Source organism: Thalassomonas sp. M1454, assembly GCF_007097525.1.
Taxonomy (GTDB): Bacteria; Pseudomonadota; Gammaproteobacteria; order Enterobacterales; family Alteromonadaceae; genus Thalassotalea_A.
The window spans coordinates 1,302,341-1,318,223 of record NZ_VKDD01000002.1 but is presented as its reverse complement, the minus strand read 5'-3'; the positions used below and the strand labels follow the sequence as shown (position 1 = coordinate 1,318,223).

13 protein-coding genes are annotated in these 15,883 nt (G+C 38.1%); 3 read left to right on the top strand and 10 right to left on the bottom strand.

Annotated features, from left to right (window positions below):
• The first annotated feature begins 3 nt into the window (after nt 1–3).
• Nucleotides 4–783, top strand: coding sequence for a sulfotransferase (locus FNN08_RS07820; RefSeq protein ID WP_143584257.1), 780 nt, complete (start codon nt 4–6; stop codon nt 781–783).
• Between the two features lie 34 nt (nt 784–817).
• Here the strand turns inward: FNN08_RS07820 and FNN08_RS07815 are convergent, their stop codons facing one another.
• The 10 genes from FNN08_RS07815 to FNN08_RS07770 all read right to left on the bottom strand — a co-directional run bounded on the left by FNN08_RS07815 (nt 818) and on the right by FNN08_RS07770 (nt 12,098).
• Nucleotides 818–1,459, bottom strand: a complete 642-nt coding sequence (locus FNN08_RS07815; protein WP_143584254.1) for an EAL and HDOD domain-containing protein — start codon at nt 1,457–1,459, stop codon at nt 818–820.
• Between the two features lie 181 nt (nt 1,460–1,640).
• Entirely contained in the window at nt 1,641–3,104 is a 1,464-nt protein-coding gene (gene putP / locus FNN08_RS07810; protein ID WP_143584251.1) for a sodium/proline symporter PutP, read from the bottom strand.
• A 432-nt stretch (nt 3,105–3,536) separates the two neighbouring features.
• Nucleotides 3,537–4,250, bottom strand: a complete 714-nt coding sequence (locus FNN08_RS07805; protein ID WP_143584249.1) for a DUF3379 family protein — start codon at nt 4,248–4,250, stop codon at nt 3,537–3,539.
• On the bottom strand, nt 4,243–4,758 hold the full coding sequence (locus FNN08_RS07800) for a sigma-70 family RNA polymerase sigma factor (protein ID WP_143584246.1): 516 nt from the start codon (nt 4,756–4,758) through the stop codon (nt 4,243–4,245). The genes FNN08_RS07805 and FNN08_RS07800 overlap by 8 nt, the downstream gene beginning before the upstream one ends.
• Before the next feature lie 208 nt (nt 4,759–4,966).
• Nucleotides 4,967–6,601 (bottom strand): BatD family protein, encoded by a 1,635-nt coding sequence (locus FNN08_RS07795; protein ID WP_143584243.1) that lies wholly within the window; start codon nt 6,599–6,601, stop codon nt 4,967–4,969.
• On the bottom strand, nt 6,595–8,619 hold the full coding sequence (locus FNN08_RS07790; protein WP_143584240.1) for a vWA domain-containing protein: 2,025 nt from the start codon (nt 8,617–8,619) through the stop codon (nt 6,595–6,597). The genes FNN08_RS07795 and FNN08_RS07790 overlap by 7 nt, the downstream gene beginning before the upstream one ends.
• Nucleotides 8,619–9,641: a vWA domain-containing protein gene (locus FNN08_RS07785; protein ID WP_143584237.1), complete on the bottom strand. Its 1,023-nt coding sequence runs from the start codon at nt 9,639–9,641 to the stop codon at nt 8,619–8,621. Before FNN08_RS07785 ends, FNN08_RS07790 begins: the two co-directional genes overlap by 1 nt.
• Nucleotides 9,634–10,122 (bottom strand): DUF4381 domain-containing protein, encoded by a 489-nt coding sequence (locus FNN08_RS07780; RefSeq protein ID WP_185962589.1) that lies wholly within the window; start codon nt 10,120–10,122, stop codon nt 9,634–9,636. The genes FNN08_RS07785 and FNN08_RS07780 overlap by 8 nt, the downstream gene beginning before the upstream one ends.
• Complete coding sequence (locus FNN08_RS07775) at nt 10,110–11,111, bottom strand: DUF58 domain-containing protein (protein WP_143584231.1); 1,002 nt, start codon at nt 11,109–11,111, stop codon at nt 10,110–10,112. Before FNN08_RS07775 ends, FNN08_RS07780 begins: the two co-directional genes overlap by 13 nt.
• Nucleotides 11,112–11,141: 30 nt before the next feature.
• Complete coding sequence (locus FNN08_RS07770; protein ID WP_143584228.1) at nt 11,142–12,098, bottom strand: AAA family ATPase; 957 nt, start codon at nt 12,096–12,098, stop codon at nt 11,142–11,144.
• Nucleotides 12,099–12,371: 273 nt separating this feature from the next.
• Between FNN08_RS07770 and fadI the strand changes: the two genes are divergently transcribed.
• Both fadI and fadJ read left to right on the top strand, forming a co-directional pair.
• On the top strand, nt 12,372–13,682 hold the full coding sequence (fadI, locus tag FNN08_RS07765; protein WP_143584224.1) for an acetyl-CoA C-acyltransferase FadI: 1,311 nt from the start codon (nt 12,372–12,374) through the stop codon (nt 13,680–13,682).
• 5 nt (nt 13,683–13,687) lie between these two features.
• Nucleotides 13,688–15,850, top strand: a complete 2,163-nt coding sequence (fadJ, locus tag FNN08_RS07760; protein WP_143584221.1) for a fatty acid oxidation complex subunit alpha FadJ — start codon at nt 13,688–13,690, stop codon at nt 15,848–15,850.
• Nucleotides 15,851–15,883: the final 33 nt, after the last annotated feature.

The window sequence follows — 15,883 nt, the reverse complement described above, 5'->3', positions numbered from 1 at the left end:
TAATTGAAAGTTAATAAAGATATTTTAGATGTAGTTGTAACTGGGATGGAATATTCTGGTACAACATTATTGGGTAATTTATTAAACTCTGCAATGCCTCATTCAGGAGGCGCATTTGAATGTGGTCTTCTTTTAGCTCAAAGCCCTATAAATTTTAGCAATCAAGCTCCTTTTTATGATTGGTTTTCTACAACAGAAACTATTGGTCACTGGGGGCTTAGTATTACAGCTAGAAATGAAATAATATCGCAGGATAATTTTCAGTTAGCCTATACCGTTTTAGCAAGAGAATATTCAAAAGTATGTGGTGTAGAGGTGCGAAAAATTATTGATAAAACACCAGCGTATGCATTTAACTTAATCAGTGTAACTTCAAAAATTGATACAAAAGTACCTCTGTTAATAACTTATAAAGATATTTACTCACTATACCATTCTTATAAAAAGAGAAAGCGTAATTTGTGGGCTTTTAGTTATTGGTTAAATAAGTTTATTTTTAATTTAAAGTCTATTCATGGAAGGAAAAACGTACTCATTATAAGTCAGGCTTCAATGGCTGTAAATCCAGATGCTGTTTTAAAAAAACTTTCATTATTTTTTCATGATATAGAGCTAAATTCGGTTGGGAAGTTAAATTATAAATTGAATCCTTTAAAAAAGAATTACAGCTTAGAGCAGGAAAGAATAGACGCCAAAAAAGGTTTGAATCCAATAGAGAAAATTATACTCCAATTTTTTGATTTTAGACTTAGGAGAGTATTAGTAAAATTTGAAGTAATTTAGATTGTAAACTATTTACCTCTTTAGTCTCTTATTATTAAACTAACTCAAGTCTAGCTTCATAAAATTCAAAATCAGTTCTTGGCACATTACTTTTTATTACTTCTGGTTTATCAAATAAAAAACCTTGAAATAATTCAAAGCCTAAATTTTTAGCAAGCGTGTGCTCTTGTTGGTTTTCGAGTTTTTCTGCAAGTAGTTGTATATTAGGAAAGTCGGTTAAATGCTCGATAAGTTCTAATATTTCATCATGTCCAGTCTGCTGGAAGTCAACTTTAATAATATTGATGTATGGAAAAAAGTTGTGCCAATCTTGGTGGTGAATAAAGTCATCAAGGGCTATTTGATAGCCAAGAGAGTGTAAGTTTTTACAATGCTCAAGTAGTTCTTCAGAAGGCTCCTCTGTTTCTAATAGCTCAACAATTATATGTTCTTGTTTAAACTGCAGCGGGTAGCCTTTAGATAAAGTTTCTAAAGTAAAGTTAATAAATGCTGGTTTGTGTTTGGTTAGAGTTTTACTTTGTCTGCTTGCTAGCGTGGTTTCGATAATTTGTTCGGTCGCAGAGTTGGCGTCTATTTTAGGAAAGACGTTTATTAAACTATCTCTAAATAACATTTCATAAGCGAAAATATTATTGTTTTTATCTACTATGGACTGTCTGGCCGCAAAACGGTGCATCAATATTCTCTGTTTAGTGATTAAAAACGTGAAAACGTTATAGAACTCATGTTCTATTTAATGCTTTATAGCTACTAAGTTAACATGTGTGGAATAAATTTAAAGTAAAATTTACTCAACTTCAGACGATAAAAAGGGCGATTGAATCGCCCTTAATTATTAGTCTTTATAAAACAACAAATTAGTTATTTAATGAGTGAAAGATTTGTTCACTCTTATTATCTGAGTTTATTGTTGCTTTAGTTACTAAGTAACCAGCTATAAATGCTAGTAAGAAACCCGGGATTAATTCGTATAACGCGAATAAGCCGCCTAAGTCTTTAAGCATTGGCCATACAATAACAACAACAGCACCTGTAATGATTGATGCTAAAGCGCCATGGCGATTAAATTTAGACCAAAATAGCGCTAATATAATCGTAGGCCCGAATGCACTACCAAAACCGGCCCAGGCGTAGCTTACAAGGCCTAATACTGAACTTTGAGGGTCGAGAGCAACAAGTGACGCTAAAATTGCAATTGCTAGCAGTGAAAAACGAGTTAGCCAAACTAATTCATTTTCAGATGCTTTACGTTTACTGAAGTTTTTATAAAAGTCTTCAACGATAACACTTGAGCAAACCAGTAATTGTGAATCTATTGTACTCATTATTGCAGATAAAATTGCTGCAATGATGATACCTGCAACCCAAGGATTCAAAATAGCTTTAGCTAAAAAGATAAAGATAGTTTCTGGGTTATCTAAAGGCTGACCAGCATAGTAAGCAATACCCACTAAACCAACACTTAATGCGCCAATAAGAGAAACTACCATCCAAGCCATGGCAATATTGCGTGACTTTGGTATATCTTCAACACTGCGAATGGCCATAAAACGTGAAAGGATGTGAGGCTGGCCGAAATAACCTAGTCCCCAAGCCATTAACGATACAAAGCCAATCCAGCTAAAGTCTTTAAATAAGTTAGCGTAGTCGGGATTTGCATTAATAAGTATTTCTTGAGTTTTATCCAAGCCACCTAATTCGTTTACTGCAACAATCGGTAAGATGATTAAGGCGATTAGCATTAAACAGCCTTGGAAAAAGTCCGTCCAACTTACCGCTAAAAAACCACCTAAGAATGTATAGGAAACAATAACAATAGCGCCGATAAGTAGGGCTGTGTTGTAGTCTAGACCAAATACTTTTTCAAATAATATAGCACCACCAACGAGTCCTGATGATACATAGAATGTGAAGAAAATTAAGATTGTAAATGCCGATATAAAACGCAAAGTATGAGATTTATCTGCAAAGCGATTCTCTAAAAACTCAGGAATAGTTAACGCGTTTCCTGCTTTTTCTGTGAAAGCTCGTAGTCTAGGGGCTACTAATAGCCAGTTGAAAAAGGCTCCTATTACTAGGCCAACACCTATCCATACCGCACTTGCTCCAGATAAGTAGATTGCGCCAGGTAAGCCTAACAGTAACCAACCACTCATGTCAGAAGCGCCAACGCTTAATGCTGTTACTGCAGGTCCAAGTTGTCGACCGCCAAGAATGTAGTCGCTCAATGTGTTTGTTGCTTTGTAAGCGACAAAACCAATAAATAAAGTTGCTAACAAGTAACCTATAAAGGTAACTATTAGAGGTAATTCAATTTCCATGATGTAACTTATATTCGTTATAACTGCCTTGATCGTATCAACATTAACCAAAGGCTTCTAGTCTAGCTTACAAATAAGTGATAAAAAGCTGTGTAGTTATTGATACAGGTTCTTTCTTTAATACTGATAAGTAAGGTTGTGGGTTCTGCTATAATGACTAGTTATTTTTATTGCTGCTTATAGATGGGAGAGGAGCTACCGAAACTTCGCACCAAGCTCTATCTGCATACGAAAATCGAACATTACAAATTTAACGCAGTTGTTTTTAAGTAAAGGGGCAGCTTAGAGGCTACCGAAACTAAACCATCCATGGCGTTTCGGCATACCCCACGTCCTGTGGGGCAAAAAAAAGGTCTGCAGAGCAGACCTAAAAGTATGGCCGGATTAATTAGGTTCAGGACATACAGGACAATTGTTAATGGTTAAAGCCGATTAGATTGACCATTGGATCGATGAATCTATTTTTTCTTGCCATAAATCTAAGGCTTCTTTTTTATCGCCCATGATGATCACTTCGCCATTAGGGTATTTTTTGCTAATGCCTTGTATAGTGTCATCACTAAATTTATCGTCAAAAGCTAAGTGCTCAGCTTGTGGGATAATAAATACTGTAATGTTATCGTATTCACCTTCAAACACTAAGTGCATTGAATCCATGCCATCAAAGAAGCAACCATCAACAGAGATTAATCGACCGACTTTTTCTATAAATGAAACATTTAAGTTTTCCATTTCATTATTAATACTTGCTAATGAATAATTTGCATTTGCAACTTTAGGAAAGCTTCCTGCTTCATGATGATAGTGAGCTAAAGAGTAATCAGCAATATTCGTGTGTGCTGGACTAAAATTTAAATATGTCACACCGAGGCCCACCATAAATGCTACTGATGCAGCCATAGCAAGGTGAATTCTTGATTTCTTTTTAGTTACTTGGTGCGAGTGTAAGCTTTGGCGCAAGATCAATTTATTAGCTAGATTTTCAGGCACATCAACATCAAGTGCAGAAGCTATTTTTTCATCAAAAAGTTTTAACTCTTTGGCAAACTCTCTGCTGTTTTTATCATCAGCCAAGGCTTGTTTTAATTCTTCGCTGTCATCATTAGGATTAGCGTATAAACGACGGCGTAATTCTAACTCATCCATTGTTTCGCTCCTTTATCTCGTTGTCTTTTTCAACAGCATCTCGTAATTGATTGCGTGCTCTAAATAATCTGGTCATAACGGTGTTTTTGTTTAAGTTTAATTGCGCAGCTATCTCTTCGCCGCTAAAGCCGCCTAATACTTGTAATACTAAAGGCTCTCTATATTCTTCAGGTAACTGGGCTATTTTTGCTCTTAACCAATGATCTTCTAACTGTTGTTCAGTCGTTGAGCTGATATGGTCCACTATTGCTGGCTCATCATATTCGCTCATTTCAAATTGTTTTCGTTCAAAACGGCGTGCATTTTCTCTGCGTAATATAGTGATCAACCAAGACTTTGCAGCCTTTTCATCTTTAAGTGAATCGAGCGCTCGCCAAGCGCGAAGGAAAGTTTCTTGCACCAAATCCTCAGCAACGTGTTTATCGTGTACTAACCAATAGGCGTAACGATATAAGTCTCCATGAAGAGCATTTACTAATGCTTCGTATCTGACTTGTTTACTTGCCATGCAGTTTCACCATTTTAAATTGATTGCTTGAACCACGAATTTTATTCATTAATAACAGCATAATAGTAAAGACCAATGAAGGGGGGATTTTATTTCGAATTATTTATATTTTTTTAAAGTAGGGTGTGGGAGCTATGAAAAAGCCTTCAGAATACTCTACTCTGAAGGCTTTCTATATATGACTTTAAGTTAAATTAGTTCGGCTAAATTAAGGGTTTAAAGCAATTTCAACTTGTTGGGCTTGCTCTGTTTTCGTTTGCAAGCGAGATATCACTCTGAAAAAGTCATTGCCATTCCAACTGCCTTTATCAGCAGAGTAATAGCTTTTTTGTAGTTGCTGCAAGGCTTTTGAAAAGTCAACATTATTTAACTTATCATCAACTTGGTTTAAATTAGTGAACACTTCATTTGGATATAAATCACTAGCCCACATAGGTAATAGCTTTAATACCTGCTCGCCATCGTTTTTAGTACAAGCTGCCATTAGCTTTAAATAGCTTTGCTTATCGCTAGGTGTAAATGATGCTTTGTTTAAGCGTACTTTACCCTTTAATTTAGCCATATAAAGCCAAGCTAATGCCGTTAACATCCAACCGGCTAAGAAAATCCATTGTAAGGTAGTGTTTTGCTCGGTGATCACTTTTACTGGTTCAGCTTGAACCGGCGCTTGAGTAACTAGCGGCGCAGCAATGCCTACAATAGTGATTGTTTTTGCTGGTATCACTGCTTTTGCTTCACTGTTCAGTTTAGTATTCCACCAAGGGATAACTACTTCAGGTAAAGTGTAGGTTCCTGGTTTAGTTGGCACTATGGCAAACTCTTGCACCTTTTGGCTGATCAATAAACCTTGTTGCAAACTTCGGGTTGTTTCAGCTTGATCTGGGTAAATTTTTAACTCACTTGGCGCGTTAAAATCTGGTGTAGGTAATTGCTCCTCCGATAAACCAGCTGCAGTGATGATCACTTGGCGTGTAATAGGCTCGCCTAATTCAAATTCAGTTTTATCGGTTGGCCATCTATCTTCAACAGTGATTATTTCGCTTGGTAACCAATCACCTTGAAATCCTTCAGGAATAGGTAATACGTTAATGTCTATTTCTTTGCCGCGAATGCTTACTGGTTTGCCACGATTCATGCTAGAAAACATTGAACGTTGTTGATTAGAGTTAATTATTTCTCCATCAAACATTGAGCTGTGCAGCACAAACTTACCGCTACTTTCCGGTTTAATCGAGTATAAGCGTTCAAAGGTGCGGTAACGTTTACCATCAATTATCTGTGTTTCTTCTTTATCTTTTCCTATTTGAGTTATTTGTGCGCCAGTCATTTTTGGCTCAGACAATGAACCGCGCTTAAGCTCTTGAGCTATGTGTAGTTTTACCTTCAGGCTAAATTGCTGTTGTACATACATTTCTGTTGTAGACACATCAGCAGTAACATAAACATCTTTTTGTTGTTTAGCGCGTTTATCATTTTTAGCCATAACTTGAATGGCAATAGGGTTTGATGAAACACCTTCAATAGTTATCTCTGGGATAGTTGCTATACCCGCTTTACGAGGTATAAGTAAGGTAGTCCAGCGAGTTGTACGCGAGGTTTTGAAATTAACCATACTCGTTTGACTGCTTACCGAGGTACCTCCTACGATAAAGTCTTTACCTAGTACTGAAGAATCAAAAGCATCGGCAGAAACAGAATCATCGGCAATTAATGTTAAGACAATAGATTCATCAACAACCGCTGGGTTTTTGTCAATGCTAGCGGTTACGCTACTGATAGCAAAAACATTCTGGCTCACTAATATGGTTAAGGTGAGAATACTTAGTTGGATAAACTTTACCACTTTTCTTTAACTCCAATACTGCTTCTATTTTGACGACGTTTTTGATACTCAAGTTGCATCTTGTTTCTCAAAAGTAAATGCGGGTCGTCGGTAACTTTTTTAAGTAATTGATCAAATTTTTGATTTGCTTCTATTTCTTCTGCTGTTGGGCTGTCAGTCATACCTGCCATTTGTTCATTTTCAACACCTTGCTCGTCGTTTTGCTCGGCATTATCTGCCTGTGCTTGAGCTTGATTTTCTTGTTCTGAATCATTTTTTTCGCCATTTTGTTGTTCATTGTCACGGCTTTGCTGATCAGATTCTTTATCATCAGGGTTTTGGTCAGCGTTATCATTCTGCTCTGGGTTAGCATCATCAGACTTGTCACTACTTTGTGGGTCTTGACTATCTTGTTGCTGCTCTGAATTTTCAGACTGCGATTGATCATCTTGTTGACCACTGTCACCTTGCTGGTTTTGGTCTTGGTTTTGTTGCTCGTTTTTATCGCTTTGCTGCTGTTCCTGATCCTGCTCTTGTTGCTCGTCGCTGTTTTGATCTTGGTTTTGCTCTTGCTCTTGCTCATCTTGCTGTTGTTTTAATTGCTCTATTAAAGCTTTATTAGCAAGTGCATCGGCGTGGTCAGGTTGCTGTGCTAATACTTCATCATACTTAGCAATAGCGTCATCATATTTTGATAATTGAGCTAAGGTATTGCCGTGGTTATAGGTTGATTGAATAACCTCACTAACGCTGCGTTCATCAGTTGCGTCACTGTTAAGTAATTGCTCATATTCTTGTAAAGCCTGCTCATAATTACCTGCCTTATATAAGCTACTTGCTTTCCACTGCGGATTGTTAAATTGCTCGGCAGCTGCTTGGTATTGTTTTTGCTCAAACTTAGCACTTGCTTGTTGGTCGGACGTTTTCCATAAGTTATCCCAAAAGCTTGGCTCAACTGTCTCTACAGCTTTATTTTGCAAAGGAGCCGTTTGCTCTTGTGCTTCAACCGTTGGCGTGTAAGTTGTCGTTAGTGCAAAAGCGAATAATATTGGCGTAAATAATAAGCCGCGTCTAAAGTAACCAAGCATTAAAGGCAAAACAATTAGCAGTAAATAAGGGCCAGCTTCTTGCCATTGGTCACCTAAATTATCTTGCTGTGCCTGCATATCTTTTGCTTGCGCGATAGGGCGCTCGCCTAGTTTTTCAATATCACTTTCATCTGCGGTAATAGGGCTAAATAAGCCAGAAGAGCGGCTACTTATACCCGAAAGTCTTTGTAAATTAATCTTAGGGATAACAATATTACCGCCTCTGTCTTTCATTAATTCACCATTAGCTAGGGTAATTGGCGCACCTTGCTCGGTACCGACACCAAGTATATTTACTCTGTGATCATGGCTCGCGATAAAGTCATTAATATCTTGAAGTTCATCACTACTAATACCGTCGGTGACCCAGTAAATATCGCCAGATAAGTGGCCAGAGTTTTGCAACATTTCATTGGCTAACAATAACGCAGGGTATGGATTAGAGCCAAGCTCTGGCATTATTTCAGGTGATAATGAAGGCAATAGTAAATTGATGTTATTAATATCCGCGGTTAGCGGGCTAATTACAAACGCATCGCCGGCATAGGCAACTAAACCAATTTCACCTTCATTAATTTCTTTAACCAAGTCCATTGCTTTAAAGCGCGCCATAGTTAAGCGGTTTGGCTTAATGTCGGTTGCTAACATTGAAAACGACATATCCATAACAATAACCGAGCCACGCTCTACTTCAAATACAGGTTGCGGTATCTTTTGCCAAGTAGGTCCTGCCATTGCAACAATGATAAGTAGGCCAATAATCGATGGGATAATCAACGATATTGGCTTTTTATTTTCTTCATTGCTTAATAACATTGACGTTAAATGTTTAGGAATCACTTTATGCCAAGCAGAGGAGGCGATACGTAATTTTTTTAACTGCCAAATTAAGTAAATTAAAGCAATAATCGCCAGTAACCATAACGGTCTTAGAAAATGAAAATCAGCCATTAGCTTTCACCTCCTTGTTGGGACTTATTACTTGCTTTAGTAAAGTTGATATTAGTAAATTGCATTAAAAACATTTGTAAAAAGATAAGTACAACGGCAATGGCTAGAGGCCAGAAAAATAGAGAAGTTAATGGGCGCATTTGCTGTTGGTCTTGCTCAACAGGTTCGAGTTGATCGAGCATTTGATAAATCTTACTCATTGATTCAGCATCTTTCGCGCGGAAGTAACTACCGCCAGTTTGCTTGGCGATTTTAGATAAGGTTTGTTCATCTAAATCTCGTGAAGGGTTTACCTTGCGATTACCAAACAGTGAGCGCTCCATCATAACATCGGCACCAATACCAATAGTATAAATGGTGACATCTTTGGCTATGGCTAACTCTAAGGCTTGCTCAGGCGATATTTTACCTGAAGTATTTTGACCATCGGTAACAAGTAATAAAACGCGGTTCGATTCTTTTTTATTAACGAAACGTTTTACCGCTAAGCCCATGGCATCACCTATAGCCGTCTTTTGACCAACTAAGCCAATAACACTTTCGTCAAGCATCTGTTGCACGGTTTTTCTATCAAAGGTCATTGGTGTTTGCATGTAAGCATCATCACCAAATAAAATAAGACCGAGCCTGTCACCTTGACGGCGCTCTATAAACTCACCAAGTAGTTTTTTTAATAAGGTTAAACGGTTAACTTGGCTACCATTTAAGCGCATATCTTCTATTTGCATACTGCCGGATAAATCAACGGCAATCATCATTTCACGCCCTTGGGTTGGGATCTCAATCACATCACCTAACCATTGCGGGCGTGCGCTTGCTATAACTAACAAAATCCAAATTAATGCAGCAAACCAAATGGGTAAATTTTGCTGCCCTGCGGCACTTACTTTCGAGTCAACGCCAGGTAGTAACACAGGTACTTTTAAAGATGCTGAAGTAACGGATTTTTTAGGCGATAAAAAATAGACTAAAAAAGGAGCTGGTAATAACAGCAATAGCCAAGGCCAAGCAAAACTAATCATTGCCGCTCTCCTTTATTGCTGTTTTTTCATTGAAAAAGTTGGCATGGCTTAGCCAAAACAAGGCGCCATTTTGTAAGTCTTTGGCGTAAATGTCGCTGTCAGCTTTTCGATAGCAATGTATTAAGGCGTTTTCCGACTTAGTTATGAACTCAGCTTTGTGCTGTTGTTCAAGTTTATCACTAAGGTAGTTAAGTAAATCATTACTGTGTAGCGCCGCCACTTCATTGCGAGTGAAGTAGTGCATACAAGTCCATTTTAATGTGGCAATAATTTGCTCGCTTGATAAGTTTTGCTCAGTAGATAATCTTGCTTGTGCTTGTTTTATCACCTTAACTTGCTTGCGCTTTTTCATTATTTTATTAACAACAAAAAAAATAAACGCAATAATACTAAGCAGTAATAACCACCAACCAATGGCAATTGGCCATTGGTTAATTTGCTCGGGTAAATGTATATCTTTTAATTGGGCTAGCGGATCCAAGAATCTGCTCCTGATTTCAGCTGTTGTTCAATACTTTCACCGGCGCTAAAGTGAATATATCTAGCACCAGCCTTTTGATAAAGTCGTTGTTTTACTTGGTTCGAATGCATGGCTTTTTCTTGGTATAACTTTGCCGTTTTACTATCACCTAAGGTAAGTTGTTGGGTTAAACTGCCATCGGTTATCGCTACGCTAGTCTTATGAGCGCTTTCTGGCAGTCGCACTTCTAGAGGGTCTGAAACTTCACAAATTATCAGTTCACAATGTTGGCTTATCTGCGCAATAGGCAATAGTGCTTGTTCATTAAAATGATTACCATCGGTGATCAAATACACTAACGAGCCTGGGCGTGCTAACTGTCTTAAGCGATCACAGTTTTCAATAAAATAACTTTGACTTGCCGTACTACTTTCTTGCCAATGAGCTAAGCCTTGCGCATGTAATTCTTCTAAAGCATGCAAATAATGCAATACACCGGATAGGCGACTGCGAGGCTTTAACTCTTTATGGTCAATTTCGTTAAATACTAAACCACCAATTCTATCGCCGCGTTTTTTTGCATGCCATGCTACTAATGCTGCAATGTGCGCTGCTTGAACTGATTTAAACAATAGCTTAGAGCCAAAGCACATTGACTGGCCAAGATCAGTAGCAATTAATACCGGACGCTCAACTTCTTCACGAAACAGTTTAGTGTGCGTTATGCCCGTTCGTGCTGTTACGCGCCAATCTATTGCGCGAATATCATCGCCAGTTTGATAGTGTCTAACCTCATCAAACTCCATACCTCGACCTTTTGTTCTGGCTAAATAATTACCAGATAAATGGCCATGTAAAGCTGCCTTGGGAGCTAAGTTTAGCAACGAGGTTTTACTTTGATAAGGCATTAACTCATCAATAGAAAGGTTTATGCCATCACTGTGAATTTCTTGCAGTGAGACATCAATACCTTGATTGATGTCTTGCACTAAATGTTTTTTCCACCACATAATTTTTACCTACCGCTTGTTAGCAAACAATTAACCAACAGCAACTAAGCTTAAAATGTGATCTAAAATTTGATTGCTGGTAATACCTTCTGCTTCTGCTTGATAGGTAACCATTAAACGATGGCGTAATACATTATGAAATACCGCTTGTATATCTTCAGGACTAACAAAGTCACGACCATTAAGCCATGCGCGGGCACGTGAACATCTATCTAATGCAATCGTTGCACGCGGGCTGGCACCATATGCTAGCCATTTACCCAGCTTTTCATCGTACTTTTCACCATCGCGAGTTGCCATGATTAAATCAACTATGTATTGCTCTAATACTGGAGCTAAATAAATTTCTAATGTTTCTTTGCGAGCAGCAAAAATTTCTTCTTGGCTAATTTGCTCTAGCGGCTTACTTGAACCATCTAATGCTTCGCCACGATTTAAGCGCAGAATATCTAATTCCGCCGCAGCATTTGGATAATCAATTTCTAAGTGCATTAAAAATCTATCTAACTGCGCTTCTGGTAGAGGGTAAGTACCTTCTTGTTCAAGCGGGTTTTGAGTTGCCATAACTAAAAATAAGTCAGGCAGTTTATAGGTGGTTTTACCTACCGTTACTTGACCTTCCGCCATCGCTTCTAAAAGTGCTGATTGAACTTTAGCAGGAGCACGGTTAATTTCATCAGCTAAAATTAGGTTTTGAAATAAAGGACCCGGTTGAAACTCAAAGGTGCCATTTTCTGGACGGTAGATATCAGTACCAGTTAAATCCGCAGGTAATAAGTCAGGGGTAAATTGAATTCGATGAAAGTCTGCTTTTACGCCATCGGCTAAGGCATTAACTGCACGAGTCTTTGCCAAACCCGGAGGACCTTCTACAATTAGGTGACCATCGGCTAATAAAGCGATAAGTAAGTTTTCGACTAAGGCGTGTTGGCCAACAATTTGTTCACTTAAGTGTTCTTTTAATACTGAAAATTTTGCAATAGACATAATACTTATTATTTTTCCTGAAATCTTGATACCTATATCAATTGGTATTAATTGGCTTTTCAACTATATAACTAGGCTATATAGGAGGAATTCAATCCGTTTAATTTATATAGGACCATGTTATTAGAAATCAACACTTTTAAATAGTTAATTTAACAGTTAGAATCAAAGAAAGTATCAGGTCGGACCTCTTGGTTGGTTTATGCAATCGATTAAGAAAAAATTAAACTGAAATATAAACATAAGCCGACCGATTATTATAAAGGAAAATCGATGGGAACTTTACAAAATGTAAAAACAGGCAGTGGTGAAAGGGTTGCAATTGTTGCCGGCCTGAGAACACCATTTGTTAAACAAGCAACATCATTTCATGGTGTGTGTGCTCTAGATTTAGGTAAGCTTGTGGTTAATGAGCTGATCGCTAAGCACGATATAGATCCAGCTATAATCGAGCAACTCGTCTTTGGTCAAGTAGTGCAAATGCCTGAAGCGCCGAATATTGCTCGTGAAATTGTACTTGGCACGCAAATGAATGTAGGTACTGATGCTTATAGTGTATCTCGAGCTTGTGCAACAAGTTTCCAGTCAACTGCTAATGTAATGGACTCTATATTATTAGGTAACATTGATGTTGGTATTGCTGGTGGTGCTGATTCAATGTCTGTTCCGCCTATCACTGTTTCTAAAAAGTTCGCTCGTACTCTTCTTGATTTATCTAAAACCAAAACTATGGGACAAAAATTTAACGTTCTTAGTAAGCTTAAATTTAAAGATTTATTACCTCAATCTCCATCAGTTGCTGAATACTCAACTGGTCTGTCTATGGGGCAAACAGCTGAACAAATGGCTAAAACTCATGGCATTACTCGTGAAGAGCAAGATGCATTAGCACACCGCTCGCACACGTTAGCAACTAAGTCTTGGGCTGAAGGTTTGCTAGATGATGAAGTAATGACTGCACACCCTGAACCATTTAAGTTAGCGGTAAGCAAAGATAACTGCTTTAGAGATAATTCTACTATTGAAGGTTACGCAAGATTGCGCCCAGTATTTGATAGAAAGCACGGCACCGTAACCGCGGCAAACTCTACAGCATTAACTGATGGAGCGTCTGCAATTATGTTAATGCGTGAAGGGCGAGCAAAAGAGTTAGGTTATAACATTATGGGTTATATTCGCTCATACGCTTTCTCTGCTATTGATGTATACGATGATATGTTGATGGGGCCATCTTACGCGACACCTATTGCATTAGCTCGCGCTGGTTTAACCCTTGGTGATTTAGATTTAATTGAAATGCATGAAGCTTTTGCTGCGCAAACTTTAGCTAACGTTAAAATGTTTGCCAGTGATAAATTCGCTAAAGAAAAGCTAGGTCTTGATAAAGCCATTGGCGAAATTGATATGGACAAGTTTAATGTAATGGGCGGCTCGCTTGCTTATGGTCATCCATTTGCAGCAACTGGTACTCGTTTAATTACACAAACATTAAATGAATTAAAACGTCGCGGTGGCGGTTTAGGTTTAACTACTGCATGTGCTGCCGGTGGTTTAGGCGCAGCAATGATCTTAGAAGTGGAGTAATAGTTATGGAAGATACTAATTTAAATTCAGATACTGCAGTATCTAATAACGATGTTTCGGCATTTGCTTTAGAGCGTCAAGATAACGGTATTGCGTTATTAAAAATTGACGTGATTGATGAAACCATGAATGTGCTTAAAGCTGCATTCATTAATGATATTTCAGACGTTTTAAAAGAAATTAAAGCCGACAGTTCTATTAAAGGTTTAGTGGTATATAGCGGCAAGGATAACTCTTTTGTTGCTGGCGCTGATATTACCATGCTTGATCAATGTGAAACTGCAGAGCAAGCAGTTGAGATCGCGAGCTCTGGTCAGATGATCTTTAATCAAATTGAACAGCTAAATATTCCTGTTGTTGCTGCTATTAATGGACCATGTTTAGGTGGTGGCCTTGAGCTTGCTATGGCATGTCACATGCGTGTATGTAGTGATTCAAACAAAACGGTATTAGGTTTACCAGAAGTTCAATTAGGTCTTTTGCCTGGTAGTGGCGGTACGCAACGTTTACCTAAGCTTGTTGGTTTACAAAAATCATTAGATATGATGCTAACCGGTAAACAACTTCGTCCTAAACAAGCATTAAAAGCCGGTCTAATCAGTGACGTAGTACCTTTATCTGTACTTATTGATGTAGCCACAAAGATGGCATTAGCTGGTAAGAAAAAAGTAAAGCGTAAAGTCGGTTTTGTTGAAAAGGCGCTAGAGTCTAACTCTTTCGGACGCAAGATCGTTTTTGATCAAGCAACTAAAACTGTTTTGTCTAAAACCAAAGGTAATTACCCTGCACCATTAAAAATTATCGACAGTATTCGTGTCGGCTTTGAAAAGGGCACCGCGCGCGGCTTAGCAGCCGAAGCTAAACACTTTGGTGATTTAGTGCAAACCCCAGTTTCACAACAACTGCGAAACTTATTCTTTGCCACAACAGAGATGAAAAAAGAAATGGGCGTTGCTGGCGTAGAAGCAGCCAAAGTTAACAAAATCGGCGTACTTGGCGGCGGATTAATGGGCGGCGGTATTGCTTATGTTTCTTCTAATAACGCAAAAGTACCTGTACGCATCAAAGACATCAACCATGATGGAATTTCAAACGCGTTAAAATACAGCTTTGATATTTTGAATAAAAAAGTTAAGCGTCGCTTTATGCAAAAGTGTGAAATGCAAAAGCAAATGAACACTATTACAGGAACCACAGATTACAGCGGCTTTAAAAACGTTGATATGATCATTGAAGCGGTTTTTGAAGATTTAGCTTTAAAACAAAATATGGTTGCCGATGTTGAAGCCAATTGTAAAGACGGAGTTATCTTTGCAAGTAACACCTCTTCATTACCTATTGGGCAAATTGCCGCCAAAGCAGCTAAACCAGAAAACGTGATTGGTCTGCATTACTTCTCTCCAGTAGATAAAATGCCATTAGCTGAGATCATTGCTCACGAAACTACCTCTGATCAAACTATCTCAACAACGGTAGCTTTTGCTAAACGACAAGGTAAAACACCAATCGTTGTTAAAGACAAAGCTGGTTTTTATGTAAACCGAATTTTAGCGCCTTATGTGAATGAAGCTGCGAGCATCTTGTTATCAGGCGAGCCAATTGAAAAAATAGATAAAGCCTTTGTTAAGTTTGGATTCCCGGTAGGCCCTATTCAATTACTTGATGAAGTTGGTATCGATATTGGCGCTAAAATCAGCCCGATATTAGAAGCTGAGCTTGGTGAGCGATTTAAAGCCCCTGAAGCTTTTAATAAACTAATAGATGATAACCGTAAAGGTCGTAAGACGAAGAAAGGTTTTTATTTATATACCGGTAAGAAGAAGGGCGGTAAGCAAGTTGATGAGAGCGTTTATTCATTACTTAATGTTACTCCTGCAAGTAAGCTTAGTGAAAACGAAATCACCGAACGTTGCGTGTTCTTATTAATTAATGAAGCAGTGCGTTGTTTAGATGAAGGTATTATTCGTAATCCAAGAGATGGTGACATTGGCTCTATCTTTGGTATTGGTTTCCCACCATTCTTAGGTGGACCATTTAGATATTTAGATAGTTTAGGTGCTGAGCATGTTATCGCTCGTTTAACTGAATATCAAAATAAATACGGTGAACACTTCAAACCATGTGAAGCTTTAGTTGCTATGGCTGAAAACAAGGTGACTTGTTATTAACTGATGCAAAACGAAAGAACGGTAATTAATTGC